Raw genomic sequence first — 26,251 nt, 5'->3', positions numbered from 1 at the left:
TTGAATAAATGCGGTGCTGCTAAAGCTACTCCTATATGAGGGTGCTCAGAATGTTACCAACTCTATTTTTAGACCGTGACCATATCCTTAATGCGCTTATAGATATCATTGCTAATGACCTGTAGAAGTTGGTCGACAGAGGTATAGGGGCCATGCTGTGTGCGGTAGTTAATGATATTTTTTGCTGTTGTACTGCTCACGTGGAGTACCTGGCGCATCTCGTCCTCGCTTGCGGTATTGATATTTACAATCTGTGTCGTATCCGTGTTATTGGATGTTGAGGTTCCTTTCGTGGTGGGAGTGCCTCCGACATTGCTGGGTAGCGTCTCGCCGACTTTGGCTATATATATTTCCTCCCCATCAGTCAATGGGGCCGCCAGATTAAGCGCGACCAGATTCGCATTGGGTAGTGGTCCACCGGCTGCGGCGAGGAGATGATAGACGCGCGATCCCATTGCCAACGTATAGATGCCTGGCTTCTTAACGGCACCAACCGCGTAGACCTGTAGTGTTGCACCAGTTGAGGAATTCTCTGTGTTCTTTTTGGGGTCAGTGCTTTTGGAGATATCCTGTTGCTTAGATGGAGGTAATGTGTTGCTGGTTGTAGAACCTGGCTGCCAGATCAGGAAGAGCGCGAGGCATAGTGAAAGGAGTAATCCAATTGTGAGCCAGCGTTGCCATTGAGGCTTTGCTGTCTGATTGTCTGTTTCTTCTGGCATTTGTGGTGGGTTAGGAAGCTCATCAAGATCTACCTCGTTGGCTAACTGTTTCTGTGGTAGCGTTAGCAGCGGAAATTTGGCAACTGGTCGAATTTGAGCAGGCTGAGCTAGTGTTGGAGCTGAATGCGTGGTTTGACTGCCATTCGTCACGTCTACGATGTGATTTGGCTGTGTTACCTGCTTGGCGAGATGAAAGTGGTCATCTTCTTCAGGTGAAAATGATCCTGGAGTCGTAGATGTATTATATGCCATAAAAGGCATCCCTCCTTACCACAAAACAACATCTTTTTCGTAGCTATTGAGATATCTCTGATTATCTGGCGTTGGGGTGATGCCAGCACCGCGACCTGAATAGCTACCACGTTTCTAAGTATAGGTAGCAACGGGGATATAAGTCAATGTGTTTAAACAAAATAGGTAATATAGTAATGTGTGTGAATATAGATCACAATATGAGTAATAAATATTCTTTACTTTGTAATAGCATACTAGTGCTTGGATGCCGTGTAGAAGGCATTGGAGGAACCCTCTTGAGACCTGTTGACGTTTGTGGTATATTTATCTAAGACGTTCCCGTAGCTCAGTGGATAGAGCATCGGCCTCCGAAGCCGTGTGCGCTGGTTCGATTCCAGTCGGGAACATTTTTCATGCCTGCTTTTAAGCGTAAAGTGTCCATTGCCAAAGCCAATCAGTGCCCAACAATGGTAGAGATTGGTGCAATAAGCGTAATGGGAAGAGATGATGAGAACTAAAGGATTATGTGCGAGGGGGCTGTAGTTCTTACAACGCGCGACCGGTGGAGACATAACGCCTGTTCTGGAGTAGCGCTTGAGGTGGCGAGACGCGCGTGTAAGGATCTTGACGAAGTTACTGTTTGGCGTGGGTACGGCAATCGGGACAGCAACCGAAGAAAGAGAGTGAGTGCCCTTCAATCGTAAAGTTTGTCTGGTTGCTGATTTTTGCAATCTGTTCGCCTGGCAGGCAAATGTCTACTTCGACGACACGGTGACATTGGTTGCATGTCAGGTGATGATGGTGGCTGTGCCCACAGACACGGTAGTGATGTGTTCCATCAGCAAATTCAACGCGATTAAGTAAACCCCGGTTCACAAGTTTTTCCACTGAGCGATAAACAGTCGCGCGGCCCAAACGCGGTTCCTCTTTGCGAATATCCTGCCACAGATCATCAACAGTAAAATCGGTTTCCTTTGCCGCCAGTTCGACAAGACGTTGCTCGATGAGTCGTCTTGGTCGTGTCCTGCGCTGACTCACTTCATCAAATGCGGCCCGAATCTGATCTTCTATAGTGAATCCCTCTGTCACCTGGATCGCCCTCACTTTCTTGTAATTGGAGCTTCCTGCTAATTGCTTGAGCAACCGGATGAAAGGCTTTTGCTTAGATATGATTCCGTTCTCTGTGCATCTGCTCGCCATCGTATCCTATCATGCATGGTTGGATACCTGCCAGTGTAGCACAAGCCCTCGGGCATAGACAACTCTATACGCCTATTGAGATAGTATATCATATGTTCTAAGCTCGTAAAAGCCAACCTCAAGAAAGATCATAAAATTTGAATCTTCCCCGAAATATTGATATTGTATCTCAATAGTCTTGATTTTTACACAAAAACATGTCATACTTGCATTGTGGTTTTAGACGTTTCTTTAGTATCTAAATGTGGAGTGCGTTTTCGCGTATGAGAGTTGCATTTGTGGGGAAGGGTGGGAGTGGCAAGACAACCTTCTCGTCTTTGTTCTGCCGCTATTTAGCTGACCTTGAGGCTTCTGTTATAGCTATAGATGCTGATATTAATCAGCATCTGGGCATGGCTTTGGGCCTCTCTGAAGGGGATGCAACAATGCTGCCCCCTTGGGATTGGAGATAGAACGCATAAAAGAGTATGTGCGGGGTACCAATCCGCGCTTGCCTTCAGCGCGGGCGATGCTCAAGACAACACCTCCTGGCCTGGGGTCGCGTCTGCTGCGTATTGATAATGATCCACTTCTGGCTCATTTCGCACGCGAGGTTGCTGGTGTGCGTCTGCTCGTTACGGGGCCTTTAAGCCAGGATGATTTAGGTCAACGCTGCTATCACTCTAAGGTGGGTGCAGTTGAGCTACTGCTGAATCACCTTCTCGATAGGGAGCGTGAGTATGTTGTTGTGGACATGACTGCGGGTGCTGATTCGTTTGCCTCGGGCATGTTTACTAAGTTTGACCTGACTCTCCTGGTTGTTGAGCCTACATTAAAGTCCCTTGGCGTCTATAAGCAGTATAAAGAGTATGCCCGTGAATATGATGTGTCACTCTGTGCGGTTGGCAATAAGGTAGAGTCAGATGACGATGTGGCGTTTTTGCGCGCACAGGTTGGGGATGATTTGTTGACGTGGATAGAACGTTCCGCGTATGTGAGGTCACAAGAGAAAGGGTTGCAACTGTCTTTTGATCTGTTGGAGGCTCCACAGAGACAGGCTCTGGCGCGAATAAAAATGGCGCTTGACGCTTGTTCGCAAGACTGGGAGAAACGCTATACTCAGGCTGTGAATTTTCATCGCCAGAATGCTCTGTCCTGGGGGAATGCCGCCATTGGTGAAGATGTGACGATGCAGATTGATCCTACATTCTCTATGGCTCAGGTTGTAAGCGTCCTATCGTAGTTACTCCATAAGTGTGGTATTTCTGTTTTCGTGAAAGGAGTTTCCGATGTCCTTAGATGTTTCCCCCGCATTGATTGAGCAGGCTCAGCAAGGTGAGATTCGCACGGACGATTTCTTACACTGTATTCAAGATTCTCTGCCCTGGGCGTGGAACTTGATCGAATCCCTGGCTATACAACTCCGGCAAGGGAATGCGGTCTTTACGGACAATCAAACCCCTCCTCCAAGTGAGTATGAGCGCGGGCAGTTACTACGCGTGCTTTCCAGTGACGCTATGCGCAACGCAATTGAGGCGCACTTTGGGGTCAAGCTGGCCTTTCAGAACTGTCATCGCGTAGCTCTTTTCCGACAAGATCAGCTTGGAGAAGTATATCAAGATTTTATCTCTCCTCGTAGCCAGGTCCTTAATCAGACGCCTGAGTTGCGCGACTGCTAAGAATATTCCTAAAGAAGGAACTATCAGATAGAAAAGGGAAGTCTCTCATCACTGTGAGAGGCTTTCCTTTTTTCTTTTGGGGATGAGTGTCTTTCTGCCCGATCCGCTCCGAGAAAGATCAGCCAAAAACTAGGTACATCTCCTAATGACAATTTCTTGTTTCTGACCTATGATACATATGATCGATCAATGATACTTGTTGGCGCAGGCTTTTAAGAGCTTGTTGGCTTGTATGCATATCTTGGAACATATGATATCACCCAGGATTATATGGATGGGTGTGACGTATATACGGAACGCTATCTATTGCGGTGTCATGAGTGATGCTCATGGCACTACAAAAAGGAATATTCGATGAAGAAGAAATTGTGCTTTGGCCTCTTAGGATGTTTGCTTGCTCTTAGCGCGCTTCTTTTAACCACACCAAGCGCTTTCGCGCATGAGAAGCGAAATGTTGGTAAGTATACATTTGTGGTAGGATTTCTTGAGGAGCCAGCGTACGCGAACGCGAAGAATGGTCTGGATCTGACTATTTGCGATGGGAATATATGTAATTATACCATGAAGGATGGGGTAAAAGTGGTGGCGAATCCCGTCGAGAACGCGGAGCAGTCATTAAAGGCCGAAGTGAGTCAGGGTGGCGCTCAGCCTATGGCGCTAACACTTGGTGCGCGTTTCGGTAACCCTGGCAAGTATGCCGCCTATTTCTTGCCAACCGCCGAAGGTGCTTACACTTTTCATATTTATGGTACTCTGAATGGACAGAAGATCGATGAAAAGTTTACCAGTGGCCCCAATACCTTTGGCGAAACTCAGAAGCTTGCAACGTATCCATCCTCCTCAACAAATACAGCTAGCACGGATGATAATGCTGCTCTGACACAGCAACTCAAAGATGCTCAGGCAAGCGCGCAAACGGCGACTACGCTTGGTATCGCAGGGATTGTTGTTGGATTGGCTGGTATTGTTCTTGCGGCTGTTGCTTTCACGCGCAAGCCACGCGTGACGAGCGCTGATGCCCAAAAGGAGTCCATTGAAAGCCTGCGTGGCTAGCGAGTGTAATGTGTATGTATTCTTCACCAACAAAGACAATTCGCTTTGTTTCAATATGGCTAGGAAAGAGCGCGAGAATTCTCGCGCTCTGTGTGCTTGTGTTGCTACTCAGCCCGTTACGTGCTTCAGCACATGCTCAGTACGACCATAGCGATCCAGCAGCCAACGCGACGCTGCCTCCTAGTCAGCCCCCTTCTGTGGTACGAGTCTGGTTTAGCGAGGATATTGAGCCAGCTTTTAGTAGGTTGGAGGTCTATAACAGTGCTCGCCAGCGTGTTGATTCTTCCGATAGTCATGCTATCCCCAATGACCCGGCAGGCCTGATGGTTTCGTTGCGTCCCCAATTGCCCGATGGTGGTTATACTGTTGTCTATCGCAATGTCTCACGTGATGATGGGCATTCAGTGGTGGGAAGCTTCAGTTTTGTGGTGGGTAATGCGCCACAGCCAACGCCCGATAATGCGCTTTTGCAGCAACTCCAATCTTCCAGTGACAGCTTTAATGGGTGGAGTATCACGATACGCTGGATTAATTATCTAGGTATGGCGGGCCTGGTGGGAGCGATGACTTTTCTGCTTCTGATTGTGCGCCCAGCTCTAATACTCCTAAAGGTAAATCCAGCGATGAAGTCTGATCAGGAGCTATTGAGTGTACGGAGTGAACGCGTGCTCCAGTATGTCGCGGTGGGTAGCCTTGCTCTTTTGCTCGTCGGCTGGGTGGCTTTTACGCTCTATCAGGCAAGTGTCGCGGGTGCGGGCAGTGCATTGAACATGGATGTGCTACGCAGTCTGCTCTTCGCAAGCCATTTTGGGAGTATCTGGCTGGCTCGCCTGGGTCTGATTATACTGGCTGGTCTCCTCTGGCTTTTCTGGCGTTATAGAAATGACGAAGAGGGCGTAAGCTATCTCCTTCCTGTATACCTCTTTTTGCTGGGCATTGCTGTCATGATGACCACGTCGCTGAACTCCCATGCCGCAGCCAATAGCAACGCGGGACTCTGGATTCTGTTTGATGTACTCCACCTGAGCGCGACGGGTTTCTGGATTGGTGGGCTCTTCGCATTCATACTCATACTTCCTGTGTCCCTCCGAATATTGTTGCCAGGGACGGGGGATCGAACGCGTTTTTTTGCTGCTCTTATCCCGTATTTCTCGCGTGTCGCTATTGCTAGTGTCATATGTCTCCTGGTTACAGGTCTTCTTGAGGCTGGTAGTCATGTCGCGGGCGGCGACTGGCTAAGTGTGAGTGCCTGGGTGGCGTTGCTAACCAGCCCTTACGGTATCGCACTGGATATTAAAGTTGGCCTCTTTGTGATTTTGCTGGCTCTTGGGGCTTTTGCTCTTCGTAAGGTCAGTCCACGGATGCGGGCCTTCGCAGCTGATTCATCCCCTGACACAGGCGCCAGTTCACTTGGTGCTGGATTGTTGCAGCGTGTTTTCAGGCGATCAATTCTCGTTGAAGGGCTCATTGGAGTGATGGTATTACTTGTTGTTGGAGGCTTGACCAGCCTGAGTCCACCCACGCAGCTAGTCTCTACGAGCGCCAGTAAAGCGATTGTTAAGCAGGGAACGGTTGGAAGCCTGAACTATAATCTGGTGGCAAATCCTGGCACTGTAGGCAGTAATGTCTTCTCACTTCAGTTGAGTGACGCAAGTGGGAAACCTGTTACCTCGACTGAGTCGGTCTTGTTGCGTTTTACAATGCTCGATATGGAGATGGGCGTGCAGGAGATAACACTCAAACCAGTTACTGGAAAGCCTGGGTTATATAGCGCAACAGAGAGTGTGCTGAGTATGGCTGGCGATTGGCAGATGACTATATTAGTGCGCCGGGCTGGCTTTGATGATGCCCGAACTTCATTTCGCATTGTCATTTAGCGTTTTTGGAGGGAGCATTGACAGACGTTTTCAGCACCTGTATGCTTTGAACTACATGCTGCCGATAGTTTTAACCATGAGACCTTCGATAATCACAGTTCTGTAATAAAGAGGTGCCTTGATGACATTTGCGCGACGTTCTGGGGGACAGCTAGCCTTACTAGTCCTTTCTCTCGTTGGTATTGTTATTTCGATCTACCTGACCTATGTGCATTTCAATAGTGGCGCACTGGTATGTACGACAAGTGGTCTGGTGAATTGTGAGCGTGTGCTTTCCAGTACCTATTCTCAGGTACCCGGTACCTCAATTCCTATTTCGGTGCCGGGTATGCTCTGGTTTCTTGTGAGCGGCGTACTGGCAGTGCTGGCATGGTTTGTCTGGCCCGCGAAACGGAGTGTTCATATCATTGAGTTTGCCTGGGCCTGCACTGGGTTGGTTACTATCCTCTACCTGGTTTACGTTGAGCTTGTACGCTTGCATACGATCTGCGCATGGTGTACGGCTCTCCATGTAATCATACTGGCGATGTTGCTCATAACCGTCTTTCTGATCTATGGTGGTCAGGAGGATGATGAAGATGAGGAGATCGAAGTTGTGTCTCCTGTACGTCGCTAGTCTGCGTTTCTGCCTGAGACTGGATATTCCTCAAGCTATCTCGACTGTGGACTGCTGGCACATTGTTTTGATCTAGTACGTGCTCTCTACAGAGTGACGTTCTGTCTACAACAATGTGTAAATCCAGTGAAACCTTGCGAGGCGTTACCTTTGGTAGCTTGAGATGTTTTACTGCTACCTTTGTTAGCGTGTCGCACTGGCTTCCTTGCTCTTCGGAGGTCGAGATGATGATGAGACGCTGGCTTTTTCTGGCGTTGACGCTCTCATTGGCGATTATAGTGGGTGTCTTTGGACTGCGTACCTATGTCTCACGTGTAATCTCTCCTCCACAACCTGTTCTCAAGGTCATGGCAAAGAGTTTATATAAATATGAAATGTGCGCGCAGGCGTATGCCTTCGCCTATGCTGATGCCTCCAACCCTTACAAAACGGACTATACCTTCGCCGATCCCTTCCGCAAGGCGCGAGATACGATCATTCCCCACATGCTTGATTATAATCCTCAGACGCGAACTGTGAATTTTTCTGTTGATGTCATCATACCCGAAGTGAATACTTATCATCTCCCCCTGGCGGGAGTTCATGAAGAGGATGGTGTCTTTGTGCTCTTACCAGATCAGGGGCAGCATTTGCAACGCACACAGATGCCACAGTTTATCCTTGCCTCATTGCTACATGGTCGCGTTGCCATTGTGAATTACACCTGTCCTCAAAAGTGGTCCTGGGCAATGGCTCATACTGAATAGGCGAGAGGAGCGCAATATACGCTCCTCTCCTGACAACATATGAAGAGGGTTGGTGCTATTCCCACTTGAATGTGCGTATAGCTATGAGTAGAATGAGAATTGCCCAGATCAGTAGCACAATAAGCTGGAAGAGCGGAAACGAGGAACTACCAGTCATCGTCATCTGAAGCGCCTGGGTCAGGGCTGTCGATGGAAGAATACTTGAGACTGCCGCGATGGGTGCGGGTAAATGGTCCAGGGGAGGATACCACCGCCGACGAGTAGGAAGAGCAGGAAGAGTCCATTGGCCCCTGCCAATGTCAGTTCCGCGCGAAGCGCGCCAGCCATTGCCAGCCCCAACGCCGAGAAGGTAATTGTTCCCAGTACAATGAAGAGCAGTGCCAGAGGGATGGAGCCCTGTGGTTGCCAGTGATAAAACAGAACCGCGACTCCGACGAGCAAGAGAAGCTGGACCACTTCTAGCGCGAGAATGGAGATGACTTTGGCAAGGATGAGCCCGCCTCGCGAGAGCGGCGAGCTTCCAAGGCGTTTCAGCACTCCGTAATAACGCTCATAGGCTGTCGCGATCCCCAGATTGACCATTCCTGCCGCGATAATCGCGACCCTAAGATGCCTGGTAGGAGAAAGTTCACAGCACTTCCACTGATCCCCGGCACAATATTGAGTGAGGCAAAGAAGATCAGGAGCATGATCGGTATGATTAAGGTAACAAGGACGTTCTCACCCCGCCGCGAGGTCAGAAGGAGCTCGTACCGGGTCTGTTGAAGTACCTGCTTGAGAGGTGTTGCCGCTCGATTGCTTGCTTTTGCGGATATGTCTGTTTGCTTACTTGCGTGTGTAGCCATGCTTAGTCTCGAACCTCCGATCCAGTCAGGCGTAGGAACAGATCTTCAAGTGAGCCATGCCCGGTACGTAGCTCGGAGAGAGTGATGTGTTGGTCTCGCAGCCAGGTGGTGACCTCGACAACAAGTTGAGGAACCTCCTGTCCTTCCCGCGTCTCTAGCAGATAGCTACCTGGACGTACCTCTTCCGCTTTGCTCGCGGAGGGGAGGCTTGCGAGGTGCGTGCAATCCAGGCCAGCGGGTGCGACGAAACGCACAATGTTGGCGTTCTGGACCCCAGTAATGTTTGCTGGTGTATCCAGTTTGATGAGTTCGCCATGATCGATGATGGCGATGCGGTCTGCCAGGCGCTCGGCTTCATCCATATAATGTGTTGTTAGCAGGATGGTTACACCATGCGCTTTTAGATCGCGAATGATCTCCCAGGTTGCCAGGCGTGCCTGGGGGTCCATACCCGCTGTTGGTTCATCCATAAAGATGATTTCTGGGTTGCCAACCAGGGCTACCGCCAGAGCCAGACGCCGTTTCTGTCCACCTGAGAGGCGCCGACAGCGCGTTTTCTGGGCACTTGTGAGCCCGACCAGTTCAAGGAGTTCATTAACATCGCGAGGTTGCTCAAAATAGCCCGCGAAAAGTGTGAGCACTTCACGGGCTGTTAGAGCCGGATACAGGCCGTCCTGCTGAAGCATAACGCCGAGACGTGGTTTAAGAATCTGTGCGTTCTGTATGGGATCGAGGCCAAGGATACGAAGAGTTCCTTCATCAGCCTTGCGATAGCCTTCAAGTGTCTCAACTGTAGTGGTCTTCCCGGCCCCATTTGGCCCTAACAGGGCAAAGACCTCGCCGTAGTGCACGCTAAAACTCAAGCGCTTTACGACATGATGAGAGCCATAGCTCTTACTAAAACCTTCAACGACAATCGCCTCGCTTGTAGCGGGAGACGTAACTGAGCTCGTCTGTGTCGTCTGCGTGCGTGCAGACATATTCATGCTCCTTATGATGAGAGATTAAAGCAGATATTCTGTGTTCTCAACATACCTTACCGCAGTTCTTGTTGGCTGACAAGAGATAGTAGATCCTTGAGTTTGTTTATAGTATGACTCTTATCTGGGCTTACTCTCCGTTTTTCTTATAGCTTACCGATTGTAAAGAGGCATAGAACCTTTCATTGAGCTGAGTAATAATGTGTTTGATTACGTTGAGGTATTGGTGGTATTGAAAGATTTGACGTGGCATAATCTCAGGTGTTACACTATCGGGAAATCTTTGCATAGTATTGTCCTGTGTGTTCTTTTGCGAGAACTCCCAGGCTCTTCTTTTAGGGTAGATACATCGTATACTGCCTCCATGTGAGGCTGTCCAGCATACGTAGCTTGACGTGTGCTGGCCTTTTTTTAAGGAGGATATTGCCGTTATGTCTTCGGAGCACTTGTCTGGTGCCTTTGATGAGAAGTTTGCCAAAGAGGGTCTTACCTTTGATGATGTGCTGATAATTCCTGCTGCTTCCTCTATTCTTCCTTCTGATGTTTCAACGCGGACCCGTTTCTCGCGTAATGTAGATATTAATGTTCCTATCGTCAGCGCTGCTATGGATACAGTGACAGAGGCACGTCTAGCGATTGCCCTGGCACGCGAGGGTGGTATTGGTGTAATCCACAGAAACCTCTCTATTGAAGATCAGGCACGTGAAGTTGATAAGGTGAAACGTTCTGAGTCCGGTATGATTACCGATCCTATCACGCTGGAACCTCATGCTCCTCTGCGCGAAGCTCTTGATGTCATGGCGCATTTCCATATCTCTGGTATCCCCATCACTGAGAATGGCAAACTCGTTGGCATCCTGACAAACCGTGATATGCGCTTTGAGACCAATGTGGATCGCCCTATCTCAGAATTGATGACGAGTAGCAATCTGATTACGGTTCCGGTGGGAACAACGTTGGAGCAGGCTCGTGAGAGCCTTCATCGTTATAAGGTTGAGAAGCTACCTGTGGTAGATGACCACGGTATGTTGAAGGGCCTCATTACGATGAAAGATATTCAGAAGAAGACCATGTTCCCTCACGCCGCGAAGGACCAGTTTGGTCGCTTACGTGTGGCCGCTGCCATTGGGGTTGGTACGGAGTCTGAGCAGCGCGCTGGCGCACTGGTGGAAGAGGGCGTTGACGTAATTGTAATTGACACATCGCATGCACACTCGCACATGGTAATTGAAGGCGTGGCTCGTATTAAAGACCTCTTTGGTAAGCGTGTTGACGTGATTGCTGGCAACGTTGTGACAGCTGAGGCGACGCGGGCTCTTATTGAAGTTGGGGTGGATGGTGTCAAGGTTGGCGTTGGCCCTGGTTCCATCTGTACAACGCGTATCATTGCTGGTGTGGGTATGCCCCAGATTAGCGCGGTATATGATTGTGCTCGTGTCGCACGCCAATATGGTGTGCCGATTATCGCTGATGGTGGCGTGCAGTACTCCGGAGATATCGCTAAGGCCATTGTCGCAGGCGCGGATACAGTGATGATTGGTAGTCTGCTCGCGGGTGTCGACGAGAGCCCAGGTGAGTTAATTATCTCTCACGGCGAGCGCTTTAAGGACTATAGAGGCATGGGCTCAGTCGCCGCTATGAAGCAGCGCAGTTATAGCAAGGATCGTTACTTCCAAGAAGGGAAGGACGAGTCCCAGGTCATCGCTGAGGGTATTGAAGCGCGCGTCCCCTATAAGGGTATGTTGAGTCCCTTTATCTATCAGCTTGTAGGTGGTCTACGTCAGTCAATGGGCTATGCAGGAGCATCTGATATCGTGGCGATGCAGGAGACGACGCGTTTTGTTCGTATCACTAATGCGGGTCTGCGAGAGAGCCATCCCCATGATGTCATGATTACTAAAGAAGCCCCCAACTATGGGAGTAAGGGACGCTAAGGCGCCCTTTAATATATCAAGCAGCCCCCTTCATTTAAGAGGTGAAGGGGGCTGCTTTTTGGTATAACCCTGGGTTCAATGTACTTTTATGAGATAGCTCTCAAGCTTGCAATAGGACCCTGGTACTAAAAGTCCTGAACAGCCAGAAACCCCTTATGACGCTTATGTATATAAAATGCCACGATAATCTGTGTATAAATAAACCTATTATCATATTACACATATAAATAGTTATTAATTAGATTATGCACTATCCTATGATAGCCAGGTGGTACTATGTTTTTTCAAGTCTTCTATAAAGCTGCCGTATAGCTTTAGTAACAGTTGTAGTGATATGGTTTCTACCCAATCACTAATAGATAATGAGGTGGCAAGGAGTCGCCTTATTCATTTGAACAGCGTTATCTCGGGGTGTGTTAGAGGCATTTCTGGGGTAGTACGAAAGGAGCTTTCTTGAAAAAGCAGCAGATTCACCAGACATCGAAACAGCCGAACAACCTGAAATATCTCCTGATCAAACTAGGACTGGGATCGATGCTTGGTCTCATGCTGATGGGAGCCATGCTTGGTCTCGGGACGCGTACCGCGTCCGCAAAAGAACATACCAGCGCGGCCCCAACGGATGTGGTCTCGATGATTCGCGAGGTCTTTGGCTCTTATTCTGGTCAGGCGATCAATGTCGCACGTTGTGAGTCACAGTTCAATCCAGGCGCGACCAACTCGACACCAATTGGCGGGAGCCACGCGGCAGGCGTCTTCCAGATTCTTTATCCTAGCACCTGGAATGGGACGCCGATGGCTGGAAGCTCGCCATACGATGCCTATGCCAACATCAAAGCCGCCTATCATATCTTCCAGCGCGATGGTTATAGCTGGTATGAGTGGCAGTGCCAGCCGTAATACAAGGCAGGTATGCGCGCTGTAACGTGCGTGAAGAAGAATAAGTAATATAGGCGCAGGAAATAAAAGCCTGCGCTAGCGAAGGAGCAATCCCTGTTGAGAAAGGGATTGCTCCTTCCATTTATTTGGATGTGTGGTTGGCAAGGAAAGCAAAGAGCTCTTCCCAGGGATAGGGACCGGGACAGAAGTGGCGCCCTACAGGGTCCATCGAGTAGTGACCTGTAATGCCCCCGCCAGCATCCGCACGTTGTTTAGGGATTGTGTGGCGTTCGCAGATACTACGTATCAAGCGGAAACTCGTTTCTGTCTGAATAGGTGTGAGCGCGTCAGAGTTGTCGTGACTCGGCTTGACATGCTCAATAGAAATCGTCACATAGTTAGGATTGAGCGTTGGGTCCCACCAGGCATCATGTCCTTCGCTCACATAGCCGTTTCCCCAGGCTGCGTCATGCTCGCGAACTGATTGCACAATAGTCCCATCACGTCCGATGGTATAGTGTGTGCTCACGTCAGCGCGTTGAAAGAAGTCGCCTACCTCCTGAGCACTTGTGAAGCCAGCCGTACCATGTACAATCAACCAGCGCACCGAATGCCCCAAGCGCCCCACAAAGAAGTTTGGTGAAGGCATCCATAAAGTTCCTGCTTCATCCATGTCAGCATTGCCTCCTTAATATATTGTGTTATCTACGCTCTGTCATGCCCTTTTCTTTATGGTTGCCTGATTGGAGTTTGCTCAGCTTGAGCTTCGCTAGGTTGAGCTGGCTGTGGTCGTGTCATGAGTCTGTTGAAGTAACTATAGAGTATGCGGAAGAACATGCTAAAAAGCGGAAGAGAGAACCAGGACCAGAAAACTATTGTTGGCTGAATACCAGGGATAAATAATAATAATAACGAAAGGCAAATGATAACAGGAAATAGCAAAGGAGCGGTCAGGCGATATATAAACACCTCACGTCCAATATTCACGTCAGTTAAGCGGCCATGCCATACAGCGTAGAGCCAGAGGCATTGGCCTAGAAAGCCGCACCCCGCTAGGACTAAAACATAGATAATGACGGCCTCAGCATGATTACCATATTCCCCCAATAGGTTCATCGCAGCCGGGAAAAAAGCTACCAGCGCGAGATAGAGCAAGCTCAGATTTGTAAAAGGGACGTCTGCGCGTTTCACTATATGCATGAGATTACGATGAAAACGCCAGTAGCCTCCAATGACTGCAAATGTAATCACGTAATAAATAGATTTATTTAGTAGTAGGGTCAAGCCATCATGAAAATCCTTTGCCTCTGTGGGAATACGAATATCAAGGACGAGCAATGTCATCGCGATAGCAAATACGCCGTCACTTAACATGATCAGTCGTTCGGTACCTAGCTCTATTTCGAGGGGTACAATTGACTTCAACCATTGTGTTTGGGGCGGCAAATCTCTCTTCTGCATGATCCCTTCTTTCTTAATAGGGGAAATATAGACTATCGTAAGCAAGCGTTATTGTAACATACATGCAAATCTTGCTGATTGAGCGTATCTTTCTCCTCTGAGTTGCAATATGCTAACATATTGGTGGCTTGAGTAGAGCCAAGCCTGAGGCTCGCGTATTAGCATGAGAGCGCGTGCGTGTAGATTAGCCAAGATGTCCCAGCCGATTGCGTCCCGTCCGCCTATAGAATAGAATAACTAGGGTCATTCCAAACAACACACTCATTTGCAAGAAACCTGCCGTGCGCGGAGGAAAGAATGGTTGATTTAAAACAGACACTGAGCCGTTTTTTAGCAATCCCTGGCGTGCGCCAGGCGATCATTGTGGGTCGCGATGGCCTGATGATAGAGGGCATGACTCGCGATGGAAAAGAAGATATGGAAGCCGTTGGGGCGATTATGACTACGGGCTTGAGTACTGCTGAGGCGCTTGGTCAGGAGATTGCGCGTGGGAGTGTTGTTGGGGTGATTATGGAATATGAGCATGGCTTAGTCAGCGTCGACCCTCTGGGAGATTTTGCCTTGATGGTAACCCTCTTCGATAGCGCCTCGAATCTTGGTCGCGTACGCCACCTGGTCCGCACTAGTCGTGGCGAGATCCTTGAAGCTCTTGATATAGCGTAACTGGTAGGGAATAATGGTCAATAACTTTTGTTTGGCGTGTATACGGAGGGCGGCGCGTTCATGGAACAGCTGACAAATCTGGTCATTTCTGATCGCGAACTCATTACTATTACGGCCTTATTAGCGAAACTGATGAACGATACCAATGCCACTTCGACAATGCTGATTGACAAGAGCGGACAGGTGGTAGCGGTTCAAGGTTCTGAGTCGCGTAGCAAGGCAACGACTCTTGGAGCTTTGCTGGCGGGTGTTTTCTCCTCTTCGCGCGAAGTGGCGAAATTGCTCAACGAAAAGGATTTCCGCAGTATCTTTCAACAAGGTGTGCAGGAAAATATCTTTACCTCCATGGTTGAGGAGCAGTGGCTTCTGGTCATTATTTTTGATAAACTGACTCATATTGGCCTGGTAAAAGTGCTTTCGAAGAAAGCCGCCGATGAATTGGGGCGCATTCTGGAGCGCGTTCGTACTGATACCTCGCGCACCAAGTCTTCGGTTATCAATCTCCAATTCCGCTCGTCTGTCGAAGATACCATTGATCTGCTCTTCCGCGATTAAGGGGCCTGGCTCATATGGCGTTCATTAATATTGCGACCCGCGAGATCCATTGTAAGATTGTGTACTATGGCATCGGCTATTGCGGGAAAACTACCAATTTGCAGTACGTTCACCAAAGCATTAATCCGCAAGTGCGCGGAGAAATGCTGTCTATCAAGACGGATACTGAACGTACGCTCTTCTTTGATTTTCTTCCTCTGGAATTGGGACAGATCCAGAACTTTCGGACTCGTTTCTATCTCTATACTGTTCCGGGCCAGATCCTCTATGAGCGCACACGCTTGGCGGTGCTCAATGGGGCCGATGGTATCGTATTTGTTGTTGACTCACAGGCTGAGAAGTTCGAGGAGAATGTTCAGAGTATCGCTGAACTTGAGATGAATATGCGTCGGCTCGGCAAGGATCTTGGCAATTTCCCTTTCATTATGCAGTGGAACAAGCGGGATATGCCCAATGCCTTACCTGTGCCAGTGCTTGATCGCTATCTCAACCGACGACGTGTCCCAAGCTTTGAAGCGGTTGCTTCCAGCGGTAAAGGTGTGTTTGCGACACTGCGTGCGATTAGTAAGAATGTCATGACACATCTGTAGCAGCACGGTCCGCGCTGTATTTTTTTACCGTACTTCTTGTGTATTATGTGAATGAGCATTTCAAATTTGGAGATCTCGTATCTACTCTGGAATACAAGAACGGCCTCCCTGTATGATACAGGAGGCCGTTCTTGTTGAAATAAATGAAATGTGGACGAAATACTATACCTGCTCAAGTCTTCAGCAACACAATCTTTGCCTTGATATAGGCTAGCCGCGTAGGGTCGCGATCAGACGTTTGGGCTTTAACAAAAGATCTATGGCATGGTGAGGGCTGGAGACGATGACGTCAGCAGCTTGTAACGCGCGTATCGATACTCCTTCCTCTCCCATAACTGCGATACCAAGTGCCGCCAGGCGTAACATGGTAGTATCGTTAGCCCCGTTGCCGATAGCCACGACCCTGGAAGGACCCAGGTCACGGACATAGCGCAATTTCTCTTCACTGCGGTGGGCAATGTTGAGGCGAAAACCTAGATCACGCTCCAATTCTTGTAAATGATTGTGGGTGCCAGCGGTGATTAGATGAATGGTAAGCTGTTCGGAAAGTTCATCGAGCCGTTCTGCGATGCCTGCAATTGCGACTCCATCAACGGCTAGCGTTCCATTGATGTCAATAACTGCATGCTGTAGTTCAATGGTTTCTCGTTCTGGGATATCGATCTTTAACATAGTGATCCTACCAATTCTTCAAGAAGGGCACTCGAAAGAGCTCCCTTACGGACGACGTGATGTTGTATGCTCTGAACGTGATCTGCTTGCATAGACCCCTGCTTGCCAGGAGGTCCTATACACATGTATAGAAGCGCATATTGTTGTTCATCAATGTGATTGCGTGCTGAAAGATTAAGCGCCGAAGTCGCTTAGAGTGGTAAATGGTGCTTGTTGTGTATGGAGCAGATGCAGCAACGCCTCAAGACCTTCCTGAGCACCCTGGCGTTGTTGTTCGCTCAGGTTGGTTGCCTGGGCAAATTCATCTTCATCCAGAATGATGTGTTTCCCGTTGATGTTGATCCATACGTCTAAGAGTAAGTCGACCTGTTCAATAGATGTGTCACTAATGTAAGCTGGCTCTGCTATATTGCAGTACCAGCCCTTGGGCTTTCCATCGGGGTGAGCGATGGCGAAGATGTTAAACCAGCGATCTATGTAATAGTACTCAAGGAAACTGTCACCTTTTTCAAAGCACACATAGCCCAGATCGCGTGTTGGAAGTGTCCAGTAGGCTTGAATAAGAAGGCCGTTTGGTAACTGTTCAACAACTTCACCTTGATAACGTATGGTTTCTCGTCTTTGCGGTGACTGCTTAATGATTGTTATCATGTGGCACCCATCTTCCTCAGTAGTTTCTGCTTCTCCCCACTCCACTTGTCCCCATCTCTTTCCCTGAGCCTATCCACATGTATCGTCATGTTTTCTCAATCTGTCCACTTGCTTAGCAATGTACAGTGTATCGCAACTATGAGGCATTATGCAATGGTTTTGGGGTTGACAGGGCTATTTCATTCTTAGCCGACCTTTCTTCATAGATTATTGTGTGTCCTTATTGCTCTCAGGGGTTATGTGTTGAGCTAGAAGCACAATAACGGAACAATAAATTATAGTGTGCTTTGTCTGTTACAATCCATGCCTTCTCGTTGGTATTGCCGCAAGAATAAAGCCGCTGCCATCAAGCAAAAAAGGTGATAGGATAAGCAGCGGCCGGTATGTCTCTAGTAGGCCTTTGTGCTATACTATAGGCGCTATGTTGAGTTTAGACTTTATCTGTCAGTACCCGCAGGTTGTTCGTGAAGCATTGCGGCGACGACATGAAGCACATAATATAGATGAAGTATTGCGATTGGCAGAGCAACGTCGGGGATTAGCGACCCGCAATGATGGCCTCTATACTTCGCTTAAAGGCTTACGGGCAGGAGCACGCAATGCGCCTGCGGAAAATCGTCCTGGCTTGAATAAGCAAATCAAGGCGATCATGCAGGATATTCGGCAGCTTGAGCTTCAGATTGCAGATGTCGATACCCGGCTCCAATTATTATTGATGACTATCCCCAACCTGCCACAGCACCAGGTACAAGATGATGCGGATATCGAGCTTCGTCGTTGGGGAGAGGCTGCTACCTTTCATTTTACCCCACTCGCTCATTGGGAGCTTGGAGAACGCCTGGGAATACTCGATGCTACTAGTGCCGCCCAGATTGCAGGCAGCCGTTTCATGACCTTGAAGGGGTATGGTGCCAAGTTAGAGCGGGCATTAATCTCCTTTTTCCTGGATATACACACGCGTGAATTTGGCTATACTGAAATCATTCCTCCGTTTCTAACTCGCCGCGCTGCCATGCTGGGTGCTGGTCAATTGCCCAAGTTTGAAGAGCAGGCATACGCCTGCTCTATGGATGAGTTATATTTGAATCCGACGGCTGAGGTGCCTCTGGTGGGTATGCATATTGATAGCATTCTTAACAAGGAAGAATTGCCCTTACGTTATGCTGCCTGGACGACCGCGTTTCGACGTGAAGCTGGTTCCGCCTCGCGTCACCAGCGAGGGCTCTTGCGTTTGCATCAGTTTGATAAAGTTGAGCTTTTTCAGGTGACGCCACCAACTCAGTCGTACGCGATCCATGAACAGATGTTGCTTCATGCCGAGACACCTCTTCGTCTCCTTGAGTTGCCATATCGTGTAGTCGATCTCTGCGCGGCGAATCTCCCATTCTCCGCGTCGAGGACGTTTGATATTGAGGTGTGGCTACCAAGTTTGCAAGAGTATATCGAAGTCTCTTCGGTAAGCAATTGTGAAGGATTTCAGGCGAACCGGGCGAATATTAAATATCGGCCTCGTAATGGAGCACGGGCGGAATATGTGCATACCCTCAATGCCTCTGGTTTGGCAGTAGGGCGTACCATGGCGGCGATTCTGGAAGTGTATCAACAAGCTGATGGGTCCGTCGTCGTTCCAAAAGTACTACGCCCCTATATGCGAACTTCCCTGATACCGCCAGCAAGATAGGCGAGCCTGAGCCCGCTTGGTGAGCTCAAGAGGAGGGAGGAAGTTGCGGTGGACTGACGAAAAGCAGGCAATTTTGCCGTGGGGAGTGTGAAATGTACCACATTTGTTGCAAGACTCTTTCCATTTTGCAAATGTTGTGGTATAGTATCTCTCGGAAGGATGGCGGAGTGGTCTATCGCGGCTGTCTTGAAAACAGCTGGGTTAACAGCCCCGGGGGTTCGAATCCCTCTCCTTCCGTTTATCTATTAGGGGACCTATAATACGAATTTCTTCTTGACTCTTTCTTGTGTTGGGGAAGATCGGTGTAGGTACCCTTTTTTTATTCATTGCACAATCAATGAGGATGAGCAGTTGGATAGCTAATCACTGATTTTGTAAGCTCTAGCGCGCAGCCGTTATGTGGAGCAAGGGATTGATGAAGCAGATTTGTGAGGCCAACGGAAAAGACGCGATGTTGCCGCGCTAGGACCAATTTCTGGACGGACGGTGAAATACGGTGTCACTTATAGGTACGTTGAGCCAGTTCAATTTCTCACATGTCTTATTGCGCATCGAAACCTATGCTAAATCTGGTTTGCTAACGGTTGCGCAAGGTTCTCAACGCGTTGAGTTCTACTTTCGCGATGGGCGGCTGATGTGTATCGGTCCGGTGCGGGCAAATACGCTTGGTGAACGTTTGTTACAGGATGGCGTCATTAGCCCACAAGCATTACAGCAGGCTCTCGCGATGATTGGGGCAGGAGAAGCTAGTGAGACGCGTGTCGCGCTCGCGCTTATGGATCTTCAGCTTCTGGGTCAAGAGGAACTTCGTGTTTGGGCGAACCGCAAAGCCCTCGAAGTGCTCAATGTTTTAATGCTCTGGCCTGGTGGTGAAGTCTATTTTGATGAGGGCGTTGCTACTCCTCCTGATCGCTTGCTAATAGCGCTTTCGGTCTCGTCGCTCCTCGCGCTGGCGAATGTCAATCCATTGCCTGCACAGTCAGGAAGTCCGTCCTCGCCTCATCCTGCCGTTTCTGCTCCTGTTCAGCGTCCTCAGATGGGGCAAAGCCAACCAACGCCGTCATCTATATCTCGGGTGCAGCCTACTCCATTGCTTCATCAGACTCATGGTAATAATGGGGTCGCCTTTGAGGCGGCGCAAACGACACCGAATACGGCTTTTTCTGCTAGCGCTACCAATCAGCCTCCTGGGTCTGAGCCCCCTCGTCCGTCACAGCCCGTTCCACCTCAACAGGTTGTGCGCCAACCAGATGCAGAGGTCCAGGCACCCGCACAGAAGATGAGCGCCTCCCAAATGCTTTTCGATTCGTCTGTTACGCCGACATCACTTCCTTCAACTGAGGCGCTCTCACCTGTCTCACAAACCCCCGATACGAGTTCTGTGGGGTTGTCGTTGGGTGGAATGCTCAATAATGTGTCGTCGACAGGCCCGCTTCGCCCCGAACCAGTGATGAATCCTGTGCGCCCTCCCTGTGTTGATACCTCCTTTATGGGACCGGATATGGTGTTGATTCCTGCCGATCTTTCGTCCTACCGTGCTCAAAATCCGCAGTTCCAGCTTACGCCTGAGCAGTGGCGTTTGCTGACACGTGTGGATGGTCGCACCGCGCTTCAGACGGCTTGCCAGGATCTTGCAATGCTTCCTGAGATGCTACGTCAGGTAGCAGGCGAATTAATCGCGATGGGACTGATTCATGTCGCTCCAGCGGAGGTGCTCAATCACGCTGAAGAGATGTTTGCAGCGTCGCAGGAAGCGGCAAATCCGATGATGAACACAGTACAAGGTGGATATGTTGCTCCAGGCTATGCGGCGACAAGTGCTTCTCCATGGTCGCCCGCGATGCCAACGTCCCCCTCCTCGCCGCAGAATGGCTCCTCATTCTCTTCTCCATTCTCTTTTGAGACGGAGTCACAATGGGGAAATGGTGGCAATGGCGCGACGTTTGTTCCTGGACGTGGATGGGTTGCGGGTGGTGGTCCTCAGATGAACCAGTCAACTAATACTACCGCTAGTGGCGTCTATTAGATAATATCTGATGCGCGTTTAGTCCTGATACAGGTCTGATGCGCATCTTGCTGGTTGTATTTATGTATCGTGCGTACATCTGAGTGCGGATTGTGTGTTGTTTGTAGGGCTGAGGGGGAATATGTGTGAAGGGTCGTGTTGCTTCTTTCCATCGCAAATCTACTGAGGCACCAGGGGCCGCCGAGCGGTTGGCGAGTTTGTTAATTGGTCGAAGTCCAGCCATGAGCGAAGTTATGACGACAATTCGCCAGGTGGCACAGTATCCCGCTACAACGGTTCTGTTACAGGGAGAGAGCGGGACTGGTAAGGACGTGGTTGCCCATGCCATTCATGAGCTCAGTAGCCGCTCTACGTATCCTTTTGTGGATATTAACTGTGCCGCTATTCCTGATACTCTCCTAGAGACTGAGATGTTCGGCGTTGAGGCTGGCGCGTTTACTGACGCTAAGTCCTCACGTGAAGGACACCTCTTGCGTGCCGATGGCGGAACGCTCTTCCTCGATGAGGTTGGCTCCATGCCCCTGCTTCTCCAGGCGAAGCTACTACGCTTTCTTGAGACACGTAGCTTTAGACGTGTTGGCAGTACTAAAGAAATCCACGTTGATCTGAGAGTGATCTCTGCCACGAATGTTGATTTACAAGCAGCAGTCAATAGCAAGGCATTTCGTGACGATCTCTTCTATCGCCTCAAGGTTATCACTATTTATCTTCCCCCGCTTCGGGAGCGCCCAGAAGATATTGAACCGCTGGTGGAGCATTTTATTGGTCTGTATAACAATAGTTCAGATACTCCTCTACGTATTCATCCTGAGGCTATGGAATTGCTCAAACGCTATCACTGGCCCGGCAATATCCGCCAGTTGCGGAGCACAATTCAACATGGTCAAATTATGTGTGAGGAGAATGAGATCCTGCCTGGCGATCTTCCTGAAAGCGTGCGTCAGGTGGAGCAAAGCGACTGGCAGCGCTTGCTTGAGTTGCGCGAGCAGATGCATCTGCCTGCTGATGGGCTAGATCTGCGCGCGTATCTCTCCTCTATTGAGCGAATGTTTGTGCATGAGGCATTGGAGCGTTGCCAGGGCAACCAGGTACGCGCGGCAGCGCTCCTACGCCTCTCCCGTGACCAACTTCGCTATCGCTTGCCTGAAAAGTAGACGTTACGCTGTGGTCTCGCTTTCCGGCCAGTCGAGCATGAGCGCTTTGACACTTCCCCCCGGTTTGATGATGGCTCCGCCTTCGGGAATAACCAGTAAGGCGTTGGCTTGCAGGAGCGAGGTCATGATATGAGATCCTTGATTACCTGTGGTGCGCGCGATAAAGCGCCCCTGTTGCCAGGTGACGTGCGCTCGTATATAGTGACGGCGTCTGGCGGTTTCCTGTATGCCGTTTTCAACAATGACATCGATCTGTGGGCGGAGGAGTTGGGTGTAGCCTTGCAGCTTGCGGATAACTGGGCGCCCAAATAGTTCAAAGGTAACTGCGCTGGAGACAGGATTGCCAGGTAGACCCAGCAATGGAACACCAGAGATGTGTCCAAAGGCCACGGGTTTACCTGGCTTCATATTGATACGCCAGAAGTTCATCTGGCCCTGTTCATGCATAATATCCTTCACCAGATCAAAGTCGCCAACGGAGACACCACCCGATGTAAGAATGAGGTCATAGTTGAGCGCGGCCCCGAGCTTTTCGCGTAAGTTCTCAGATGTATCTCGTGCGATCCCCAGGCGATGAGGGATGCCTCCTGCGCGTCTTACGGCTGCTTCTAGCAAGTAACTGTTACTATTACGAATCTGCCCTGGCTGTAACTCGACGTCGAGGTCGACTACCTCATCACCTGTACCCAGGATGGCGACTTGAGGTGCGCGAATAACATCGATGTGGGCATAGCCTAGTGTTGCTAGAATGCCGATTTCCCATGCTCCAATCTCTTGCCCTCGCTGGAGAACTTTCTGCCCGTTTTGCATGTCTTCCCCAGCGGGACGGATGTTATTGCCTGGTGAAACTTCATGTAAGATTTCCACCCAATCACTCTGAGACCCATCTGAGTTTGTCAGTTCAACCTGAATTATGGCATCGGCTCCAGGGGGAACTGGTGCTCCCGTCATGATTCTCATGGCGGTCCCCTCTTCCACGCGTGTCTGTGAGACGTAGCCTGCGGCGACACTGCCAATGACGCGTAGGCGAGCGGGCTGATCTTGCTTAGGCTTGCTATCTTTGCTCAGGAGGGCAAAGCCATCCATAGCTGAATTATCGAAGGGCGGAATCGCTTCGTGCGCAATAATATCCTGAGCCAGAATACTGCCGATAGCTTGATCGAGCGGGAGAGAAATAGTGTCGAGCGGTTGTATCTCTGTGAGTATACGTGTGAGAGCTTCCTCAACGCTAAGCATGGCTTTTCTCCTATGTATGTGCTTATATTCGATGCTTTGCGGCGTCGTTTCACGTGTCTATCAGGATGGAGTATAGCACCTATTGCCAGGCAAAAAAGAGAAGCCTGACCTGCTCAAATAATAAAAGCAGTGCCAGGCTTCTCTTCTAAATGATACCTCGTACGGGATTCGAACCCGTGATCTCCACCTTGAAAGGGTGGCATCCTAGGCCGCTAGACGAACGAGGCAGGTTGTCGACGACTCATCGTTTCGACCTTTGGATTGTACCTTATTGTCCGTGAATTGTCAAGCATTTGTTTGTGATCTTGCCAGGAGATTATGTTCATTTCTTTATGCGTCTCTCGGTATACTTAAGCAATGATGTAAGCGCTTCTTCTAGCTTCCTTGCTGCCTGTGGTTGATTGCGAGGTGAAGAGCTTGAGTGCCGGGGTGTGAGAGGCCTGGAATTGCTTAAGCAAGCACCTAGATTGATCTCAACAGAGCAGGCGAGCTGTACCCAGTGGTAGCTATGTATGGTACAATACGACGCACATTGATAGTATTCTTTATTCTGTTAAGAGTATTGAGAGAAACATATGGCGAATTCGAAGCAACGTAATTCCGCCGCACAGCGTCGAGAGCAGGTGCGTCAGCAGCGGAACCAGCGTTTGAATACAAACCAGAAAAGGCGCTCTAGAGGTAGGCGGGGGCAGAGAAATAATCAACCCTGGCTGCTGGTGGGTGGTATTCTGGTAATGGTCGCGGTTGTGATAGGAATCTTCGTTTGGGCTTCCCGGCAGCAATCGGCTGATGTGGTCAAGGGGAGCGCTGACGCGCAAGCCGCGTTGACGAGTCTAAGCCCTCAGACCTATAAGACGGTGGGAGCGGGGAACGCGAAGACGCTGTTTAAAGAGGTACCCCCTGGAACTTCTATTCCGAAAGGCCCCACCGGAAAGCCTCAATTGCTGTATGTAGGCGCTGATTGGTGCCCTTATTGTGCCGCGCAGCGCTGGTCTATTGTCGCGGCATTGAGCCGATTTGGCTCCTTTGGTGGGAAGATAGATACCATTTCATCCGCTGAGCAGAATATTATTACCTTCTCGTTCCATGGGGCTAAGTACACTAGTCCCTATATCGACTTCGTGGCGATTGAGACCCAGGATAACAATGGGAAGACTCTCGACACTCCGAGTGCTGAGCAGCGTTCGCTGATTGATACATATGATGCGCCTCCTTACACCTCGCCATCGGATAAAGGGGCAATCCCTTTCATGCTTGTAGGCAATGTGGCAACCTCTTCAGGTTCATTTTTCCCACCTCAGACGCTTCTGAACCTCTCCTATGCGGATGTGGCGAATGATCTGAAGAACCCCAATTCCGATGTGACTAAGGGCATCGTAGGCGGAGCTAATTACCTGACTGCCGCCATTTGTAAGGCAACCAATAACCAGCCTGCCGATGTCTGCACACAAGAACCTATCCCTACTTTGAGCAGTTCGCTGTTTGCGAAGAGTTCAAATCCAGGAAGCACGGCTTTGGCGTTGAACGCAGTTCAAATGGCTTTACCAGAACGCCGTCGATACTAGTACTTCGTGTACCCGTGCTAGAGATTTTGGTCTCGTGATAAAAAAGGTCCAAAGGTGTTCCATATGGGACGTCTTTGGACTTTTTTAGGATAATGAGAAATTACCCTCATACTTGTGTGCGAGGCAACAAATTTAATGCTTCTGTTCTCAAAGTCTCTGTTATAGATATATAGAAATCTTGAATGACGTCGCCAATTTTTTGAGGATTCTCACTCGCAATTTGCACCATTTCCGGGTACGCTGGTACAATACAGCACAACGAATGCTTAACCCTCTGAAGCAAGACCCTGGATGATGAAGTGCAGAGGACCCCTATTCATGAAGGACTGGAGGTGCTACTCTATGCTTCGGGGGATATGGATCAGCCTTATCGTCTTGATCCGCTTTGTGCGCTGGCGTTGGCGCCTCTGGCGACGTCTACACTCTAGAGAGGATAGTACACAGGAGCTTATGAAGCGAACAGTGCTCATCGTGCGTCATGGGCAAACGACTTGGAATACCGAACATCGCCTACCTGGGCAATTGCCCGGTGTGGCGCTCAATGAGCGTGGCCACCAGCAGGCTGCGCGGCTGGCGGAGGCGCTTACAGTGCTGCCCATCAGTGCGATTATCAGTAGCCCCCTGGAGCGCGCACGCGATACGGCGGCATATATCGCAAAGGGACGAGATCTTCCCATTCAAATTGAACCTGATCTGGCCGATACGGATGTTGGTCCCTGGGCAGGTAAAGTCATTAGTGAGTTGGCGAAGGAAGATCCTGCCTGGTCAGCGTATGTCAAGGACCCAACGATTGCCCCTGAAGGCGTAGAAACCTTTCCGCATGCGCAGCAGCGTGTAGTCGCAGCAGTAGAGCGTTGGTTGGCACAGGATGGCACTGGAGCGTACCCGGTTTTTGTTGCCCATGCTGATGTGATTAAATTGCTCCTGGCGCACTATACTGGTCTGGAGGCGCGTCGCGCAGGCTCTATACATATAGATAACGCGTCGGTCAGTTTGATAGAACTGGAGACGGATCATCAGCCTTATGTTGTAGCGATGGGGTGGAGTCCTCATCCTGGATGGCTGAAGCCACCTACTCAACCTGCTCAGGAGAATAAGGGCACTGATGATTCCCAAGAGATGGGTGAGCAGAAATCCTGAGCGGCTTCAAATAATGCGATTGAAGGTGGTTATCCGCCGGAGGTTTGTGTGTCGTCGTTTGATTGTCCCTAGGTCTATAAGGTGGGATAATACCAGGCTGACATTAGCATTTGTCA

General features: G+C 49.7%; 25 protein-coding genes, 3 tRNA genes and 1 pseudogene. 18 read left to right on the top strand and 11 right to left on the bottom strand.

Annotation, left to right across the window (positions count from 1 at the left end):
- Positions 1-68 precede the first annotated feature (68 nt).
- Positions 69-971 (bottom strand): ComEA family DNA-binding protein, encoded by a 903-nt coding sequence (locus K3T82_RS06495; RefSeq protein WP_220192667.1) that lies wholly within the window; start codon positions 969-971, stop codon positions 69-71.
- Between the two features lie 317 nt (positions 972-1,288).
- Between K3T82_RS06495 and K3T82_RS06490 the strand changes: the two genes are divergently transcribed.
- Positions 1,289-1,360, top strand: a tRNA-Arg gene (locus K3T82_RS06490).
- A gap of 226 nt (positions 1,361-1,586) precedes the next feature.
- On the opposite strand, the gene K3T82_RS06485 is transcribed toward K3T82_RS06490, so the two are convergent.
- The gene (locus tag K3T82_RS06485; protein ID WP_236031031.1) at positions 1,587-2,042 is read right to left on the bottom strand and encodes a Fur family transcriptional regulator; all 456 of its coding nucleotides are present in this window, start codon (positions 2,040-2,042) and stop codon (positions 1,587-1,589) included.
- A gap of 374 nt (positions 2,043-2,416) precedes the next feature.
- Between K3T82_RS06485 and K3T82_RS06475 the strand changes: the two are divergent.
- From K3T82_RS06475 to K3T82_RS06450, 6 genes and pseudogenes are all read left to right on the top strand, one after another.
- Positions 2,417-3,375: pseudogene (locus K3T82_RS06475) on the top strand (ATP-binding protein).
- Positions 3,376-3,421: 46 nt separating this feature from the next.
- Positions 3,422-3,811: an SCO5389 family protein gene (locus K3T82_RS06470; RefSeq protein WP_220192663.1), complete on the top strand. Its 390-nt coding sequence runs from the start codon at positions 3,422-3,424 to the stop codon at positions 3,809-3,811.
- A gap of 354 nt (positions 3,812-4,165) precedes the next feature.
- Positions 4,166-4,864 carry a hypothetical protein gene (locus K3T82_RS06465; RefSeq protein ID WP_220192662.1) on the top strand — a complete coding sequence of 233 codons (699 nt, stop codon included), beginning with the start codon at positions 4,166-4,168 and terminating at the stop codon, positions 4,862-4,864.
- Between the two features lie 14 nt (positions 4,865-4,878).
- On the top strand, positions 4,879-6,741 hold the full coding sequence (locus K3T82_RS06460; RefSeq protein WP_220192661.1) for a copper resistance CopC/CopD family protein: 1,863 nt from the start codon (positions 4,879-4,881) through the stop codon (positions 6,739-6,741).
- A 121-nt stretch (positions 6,742-6,862) separates the two neighbouring features.
- Positions 6,863-7,357, top strand: coding sequence for a vitamin K epoxide reductase family protein (locus K3T82_RS06455; protein WP_220192660.1), 495 nt, complete (start codon positions 6,863-6,865; stop codon positions 7,355-7,357).
- A 224-nt stretch (positions 7,358-7,581) separates the two neighbouring features.
- The gene (locus K3T82_RS06450; RefSeq protein WP_220192659.1) at positions 7,582-8,103 is read left to right on the top strand and encodes a hypothetical protein; all 522 of its coding nucleotides are present in this window, start codon (positions 7,582-7,584) and stop codon (positions 8,101-8,103) included.
- 177 nt (positions 8,104-8,280) lie between these two features.
- Here the strand turns inward: K3T82_RS06450 and K3T82_RS06445 are convergent, their stop codons facing one another.
- From K3T82_RS06445 to K3T82_RS06435, 3 genes are read right to left on the bottom strand one after another with little or no spacing between them, the layout of a single operon-like run.
- Entirely contained in the window at positions 8,281-8,685 is a 405-nt protein-coding gene (locus K3T82_RS06445; RefSeq protein WP_220192658.1) for an ABC transporter permease, read from the bottom strand.
- On the bottom strand, positions 8,634-8,948 hold the full coding sequence (locus tag K3T82_RS06440) for a hypothetical protein (RefSeq protein WP_220192657.1): 315 nt from the start codon (positions 8,946-8,948) through the stop codon (positions 8,634-8,636). The genes K3T82_RS06445 and K3T82_RS06440 overlap by 52 nt, the downstream gene beginning before the upstream one ends.
- 2 nt (positions 8,949-8,950) lie before the next feature.
- Positions 8,951-9,928 carry an ABC transporter ATP-binding protein gene (locus tag K3T82_RS06435; protein WP_220192656.1) on the bottom strand — a complete coding sequence of 326 codons (978 nt, stop codon included), beginning with the start codon at positions 9,926-9,928 and terminating at the stop codon, positions 8,951-8,953.
- 431 nt (positions 9,929-10,359) lie between these two features.
- Between K3T82_RS06435 and guaB the strand changes: the two genes are divergently transcribed.
- Both guaB and K3T82_RS06425 read left to right on the top strand, forming a co-directional pair.
- Positions 10,360-11,862 carry an IMP dehydrogenase gene (gene guaB / locus K3T82_RS06430; RefSeq protein ID WP_220192655.1) on the top strand — a complete coding sequence of 501 codons (1,503 nt, stop codon included), beginning with the start codon at positions 10,360-10,362 and terminating at the stop codon, positions 11,860-11,862.
- A gap of 453 nt (positions 11,863-12,315) precedes the next feature.
- A complete protein-coding gene (locus K3T82_RS06425) occupies positions 12,316-12,762 on the top strand; it encodes a transglycosylase SLT domain-containing protein (RefSeq protein WP_236031029.1) in 447 nt (148 codons plus the stop codon).
- Positions 12,763-12,883: 121 nt separating this feature from the next.
- Here the strand turns inward: K3T82_RS06425 and K3T82_RS06420 are convergent, their stop codons facing one another.
- Positions 12,884-13,414 (bottom strand): N-acetylmuramoyl-L-alanine amidase, encoded by a 531-nt coding sequence (locus tag K3T82_RS06420; RefSeq protein WP_220192654.1) that lies wholly within the window; start codon positions 13,412-13,414, stop codon positions 12,884-12,886.
- Between the two features lie 56 nt (positions 13,415-13,470).
- Positions 13,471-14,202: a TMEM175 family protein gene (locus K3T82_RS06415; protein WP_220192653.1), complete on the bottom strand. Its 732-nt coding sequence runs from the start codon at positions 14,200-14,202 to the stop codon at positions 13,471-13,473.
- A 297-nt stretch (positions 14,203-14,499) separates the two neighbouring features.
- On the opposite strand from K3T82_RS06415, the gene K3T82_RS06410 reads away from it, so the two are divergent.
- From K3T82_RS06410 to K3T82_RS06400, 3 genes are read left to right on the top strand one after another with little or no spacing between them, the layout of a single operon-like run.
- Positions 14,500-14,865 (top strand): roadblock/LC7 domain-containing protein, encoded by a 366-nt coding sequence (locus K3T82_RS06410; protein ID WP_220192652.1) that lies wholly within the window; start codon positions 14,500-14,502, stop codon positions 14,863-14,865.
- A gap of 60 nt (positions 14,866-14,925) precedes the next feature.
- Entirely contained in the window at positions 14,926-15,420 is a 495-nt protein-coding gene (locus K3T82_RS06405; protein ID WP_220192651.1) for a roadblock/LC7 domain-containing protein, read from the top strand.
- Positions 15,421-15,434: 14 nt separating this feature from the next.
- Entirely contained in the window at positions 15,435-16,010 is a 576-nt protein-coding gene (locus tag K3T82_RS06400; RefSeq protein WP_220192650.1) for a GTP-binding protein, read from the top strand.
- Positions 16,011-16,220: 210 nt separating this feature from the next.
- Here K3T82_RS06400 and K3T82_RS06395 read toward each other — a convergent pair whose 3' ends face one another.
- Together K3T82_RS06395 and K3T82_RS06390 are read right to left on the bottom strand one after the other, a co-directional pair.
- Complete coding sequence (locus K3T82_RS06395) at positions 16,221-16,682, bottom strand: HAD family hydrolase (RefSeq protein WP_220192649.1); 462 nt, start codon at positions 16,680-16,682, stop codon at positions 16,221-16,223.
- A 174-nt stretch (positions 16,683-16,856) separates the two neighbouring features.
- The gene (locus K3T82_RS06390; RefSeq protein ID WP_220192648.1) at positions 16,857-17,333 is read right to left on the bottom strand and encodes a ribonuclease FAU-1 family protein; all 477 of its coding nucleotides are present in this window, start codon (positions 17,331-17,333) and stop codon (positions 16,857-16,859) included.
- Between the two features lie 421 nt (positions 17,334-17,754).
- On the opposite strand from K3T82_RS06390, the gene serS reads away from it, so the two are divergent.
- The 4 genes from serS to K3T82_RS06370 all read left to right on the top strand — a co-directional run bounded on the left by serS (position 17,755) and on the right by K3T82_RS06370 (position 22,194).
- The gene (serS, locus tag K3T82_RS06385; RefSeq protein ID WP_220192647.1) at positions 17,755-19,014 is read left to right on the top strand and encodes a serine--tRNA ligase; all 1,260 of its coding nucleotides are present in this window, start codon (positions 17,755-17,757) and stop codon (positions 19,012-19,014) included.
- A gap of 153 nt (positions 19,015-19,167) precedes the next feature.
- A tRNA-Ser gene (locus tag K3T82_RS06380) sits at positions 19,168-19,251 on the top strand.
- 259 nt (positions 19,252-19,510) lie between these two features.
- The gene (locus K3T82_RS06375) at positions 19,511-21,040 is read left to right on the top strand and encodes a DUF4388 domain-containing protein (protein WP_220192646.1); all 1,530 of its coding nucleotides are present in this window, start codon (positions 19,511-19,513) and stop codon (positions 21,038-21,040) included.
- 125 nt (positions 21,041-21,165) lie between these two features.
- Positions 21,166-22,194, top strand: coding sequence for a sigma-54 interaction domain-containing protein (locus K3T82_RS06370; RefSeq protein WP_220192645.1), 1,029 nt, complete (start codon positions 21,166-21,168; stop codon positions 22,192-22,194).
- Between the two features lie 3 nt (positions 22,195-22,197).
- On the opposite strand, the gene K3T82_RS06365 is transcribed toward K3T82_RS06370, so the two are convergent.
- Both K3T82_RS06365 and K3T82_RS06360 read right to left on the bottom strand, forming a co-directional pair.
- Entirely contained in the window at positions 22,198-23,430 is a 1,233-nt protein-coding gene (locus K3T82_RS06365; RefSeq protein WP_220192644.1) for a molybdopterin molybdotransferase MoeA, read from the bottom strand.
- A gap of 153 nt (positions 23,431-23,583) precedes the next feature.
- A tRNA-Glu gene (locus tag K3T82_RS06360) sits at positions 23,584-23,657 on the bottom strand.
- A gap of 348 nt (positions 23,658-24,005) precedes the next feature.
- Here K3T82_RS06360 and K3T82_RS06355 point away from each other — a divergent pair.
- Together K3T82_RS06355 and K3T82_RS06350 are read left to right on the top strand one after the other, a co-directional pair.
- Positions 24,006-24,995 (top strand): DUF929 family protein, encoded by a 990-nt coding sequence (locus tag K3T82_RS06355; RefSeq protein ID WP_220192643.1) that lies wholly within the window; start codon positions 24,006-24,008, stop codon positions 24,993-24,995.
- Between the two features lie 342 nt (positions 24,996-25,337).
- Complete coding sequence (locus K3T82_RS06350; RefSeq protein ID WP_220192642.1) at positions 25,338-26,135, top strand: histidine phosphatase family protein; 798 nt, start codon at positions 25,338-25,340, stop codon at positions 26,133-26,135.
- Positions 26,136-26,251 lie beyond the last annotated feature (116 nt).

It is taken from the genome of Ktedonospora formicarum, assembly GCF_016587355.1.
GTDB lineage: Bacteria > Chloroflexota > Ktedonobacteria > Ktedonobacterales > Ktedonobacteraceae > Ktedonobacter > Ktedonobacter formicarum.
The sequence above is the reverse complement of the archived record's forward strand: the minus strand, read 5'-3'. Positions and strand labels throughout refer to the sequence as shown.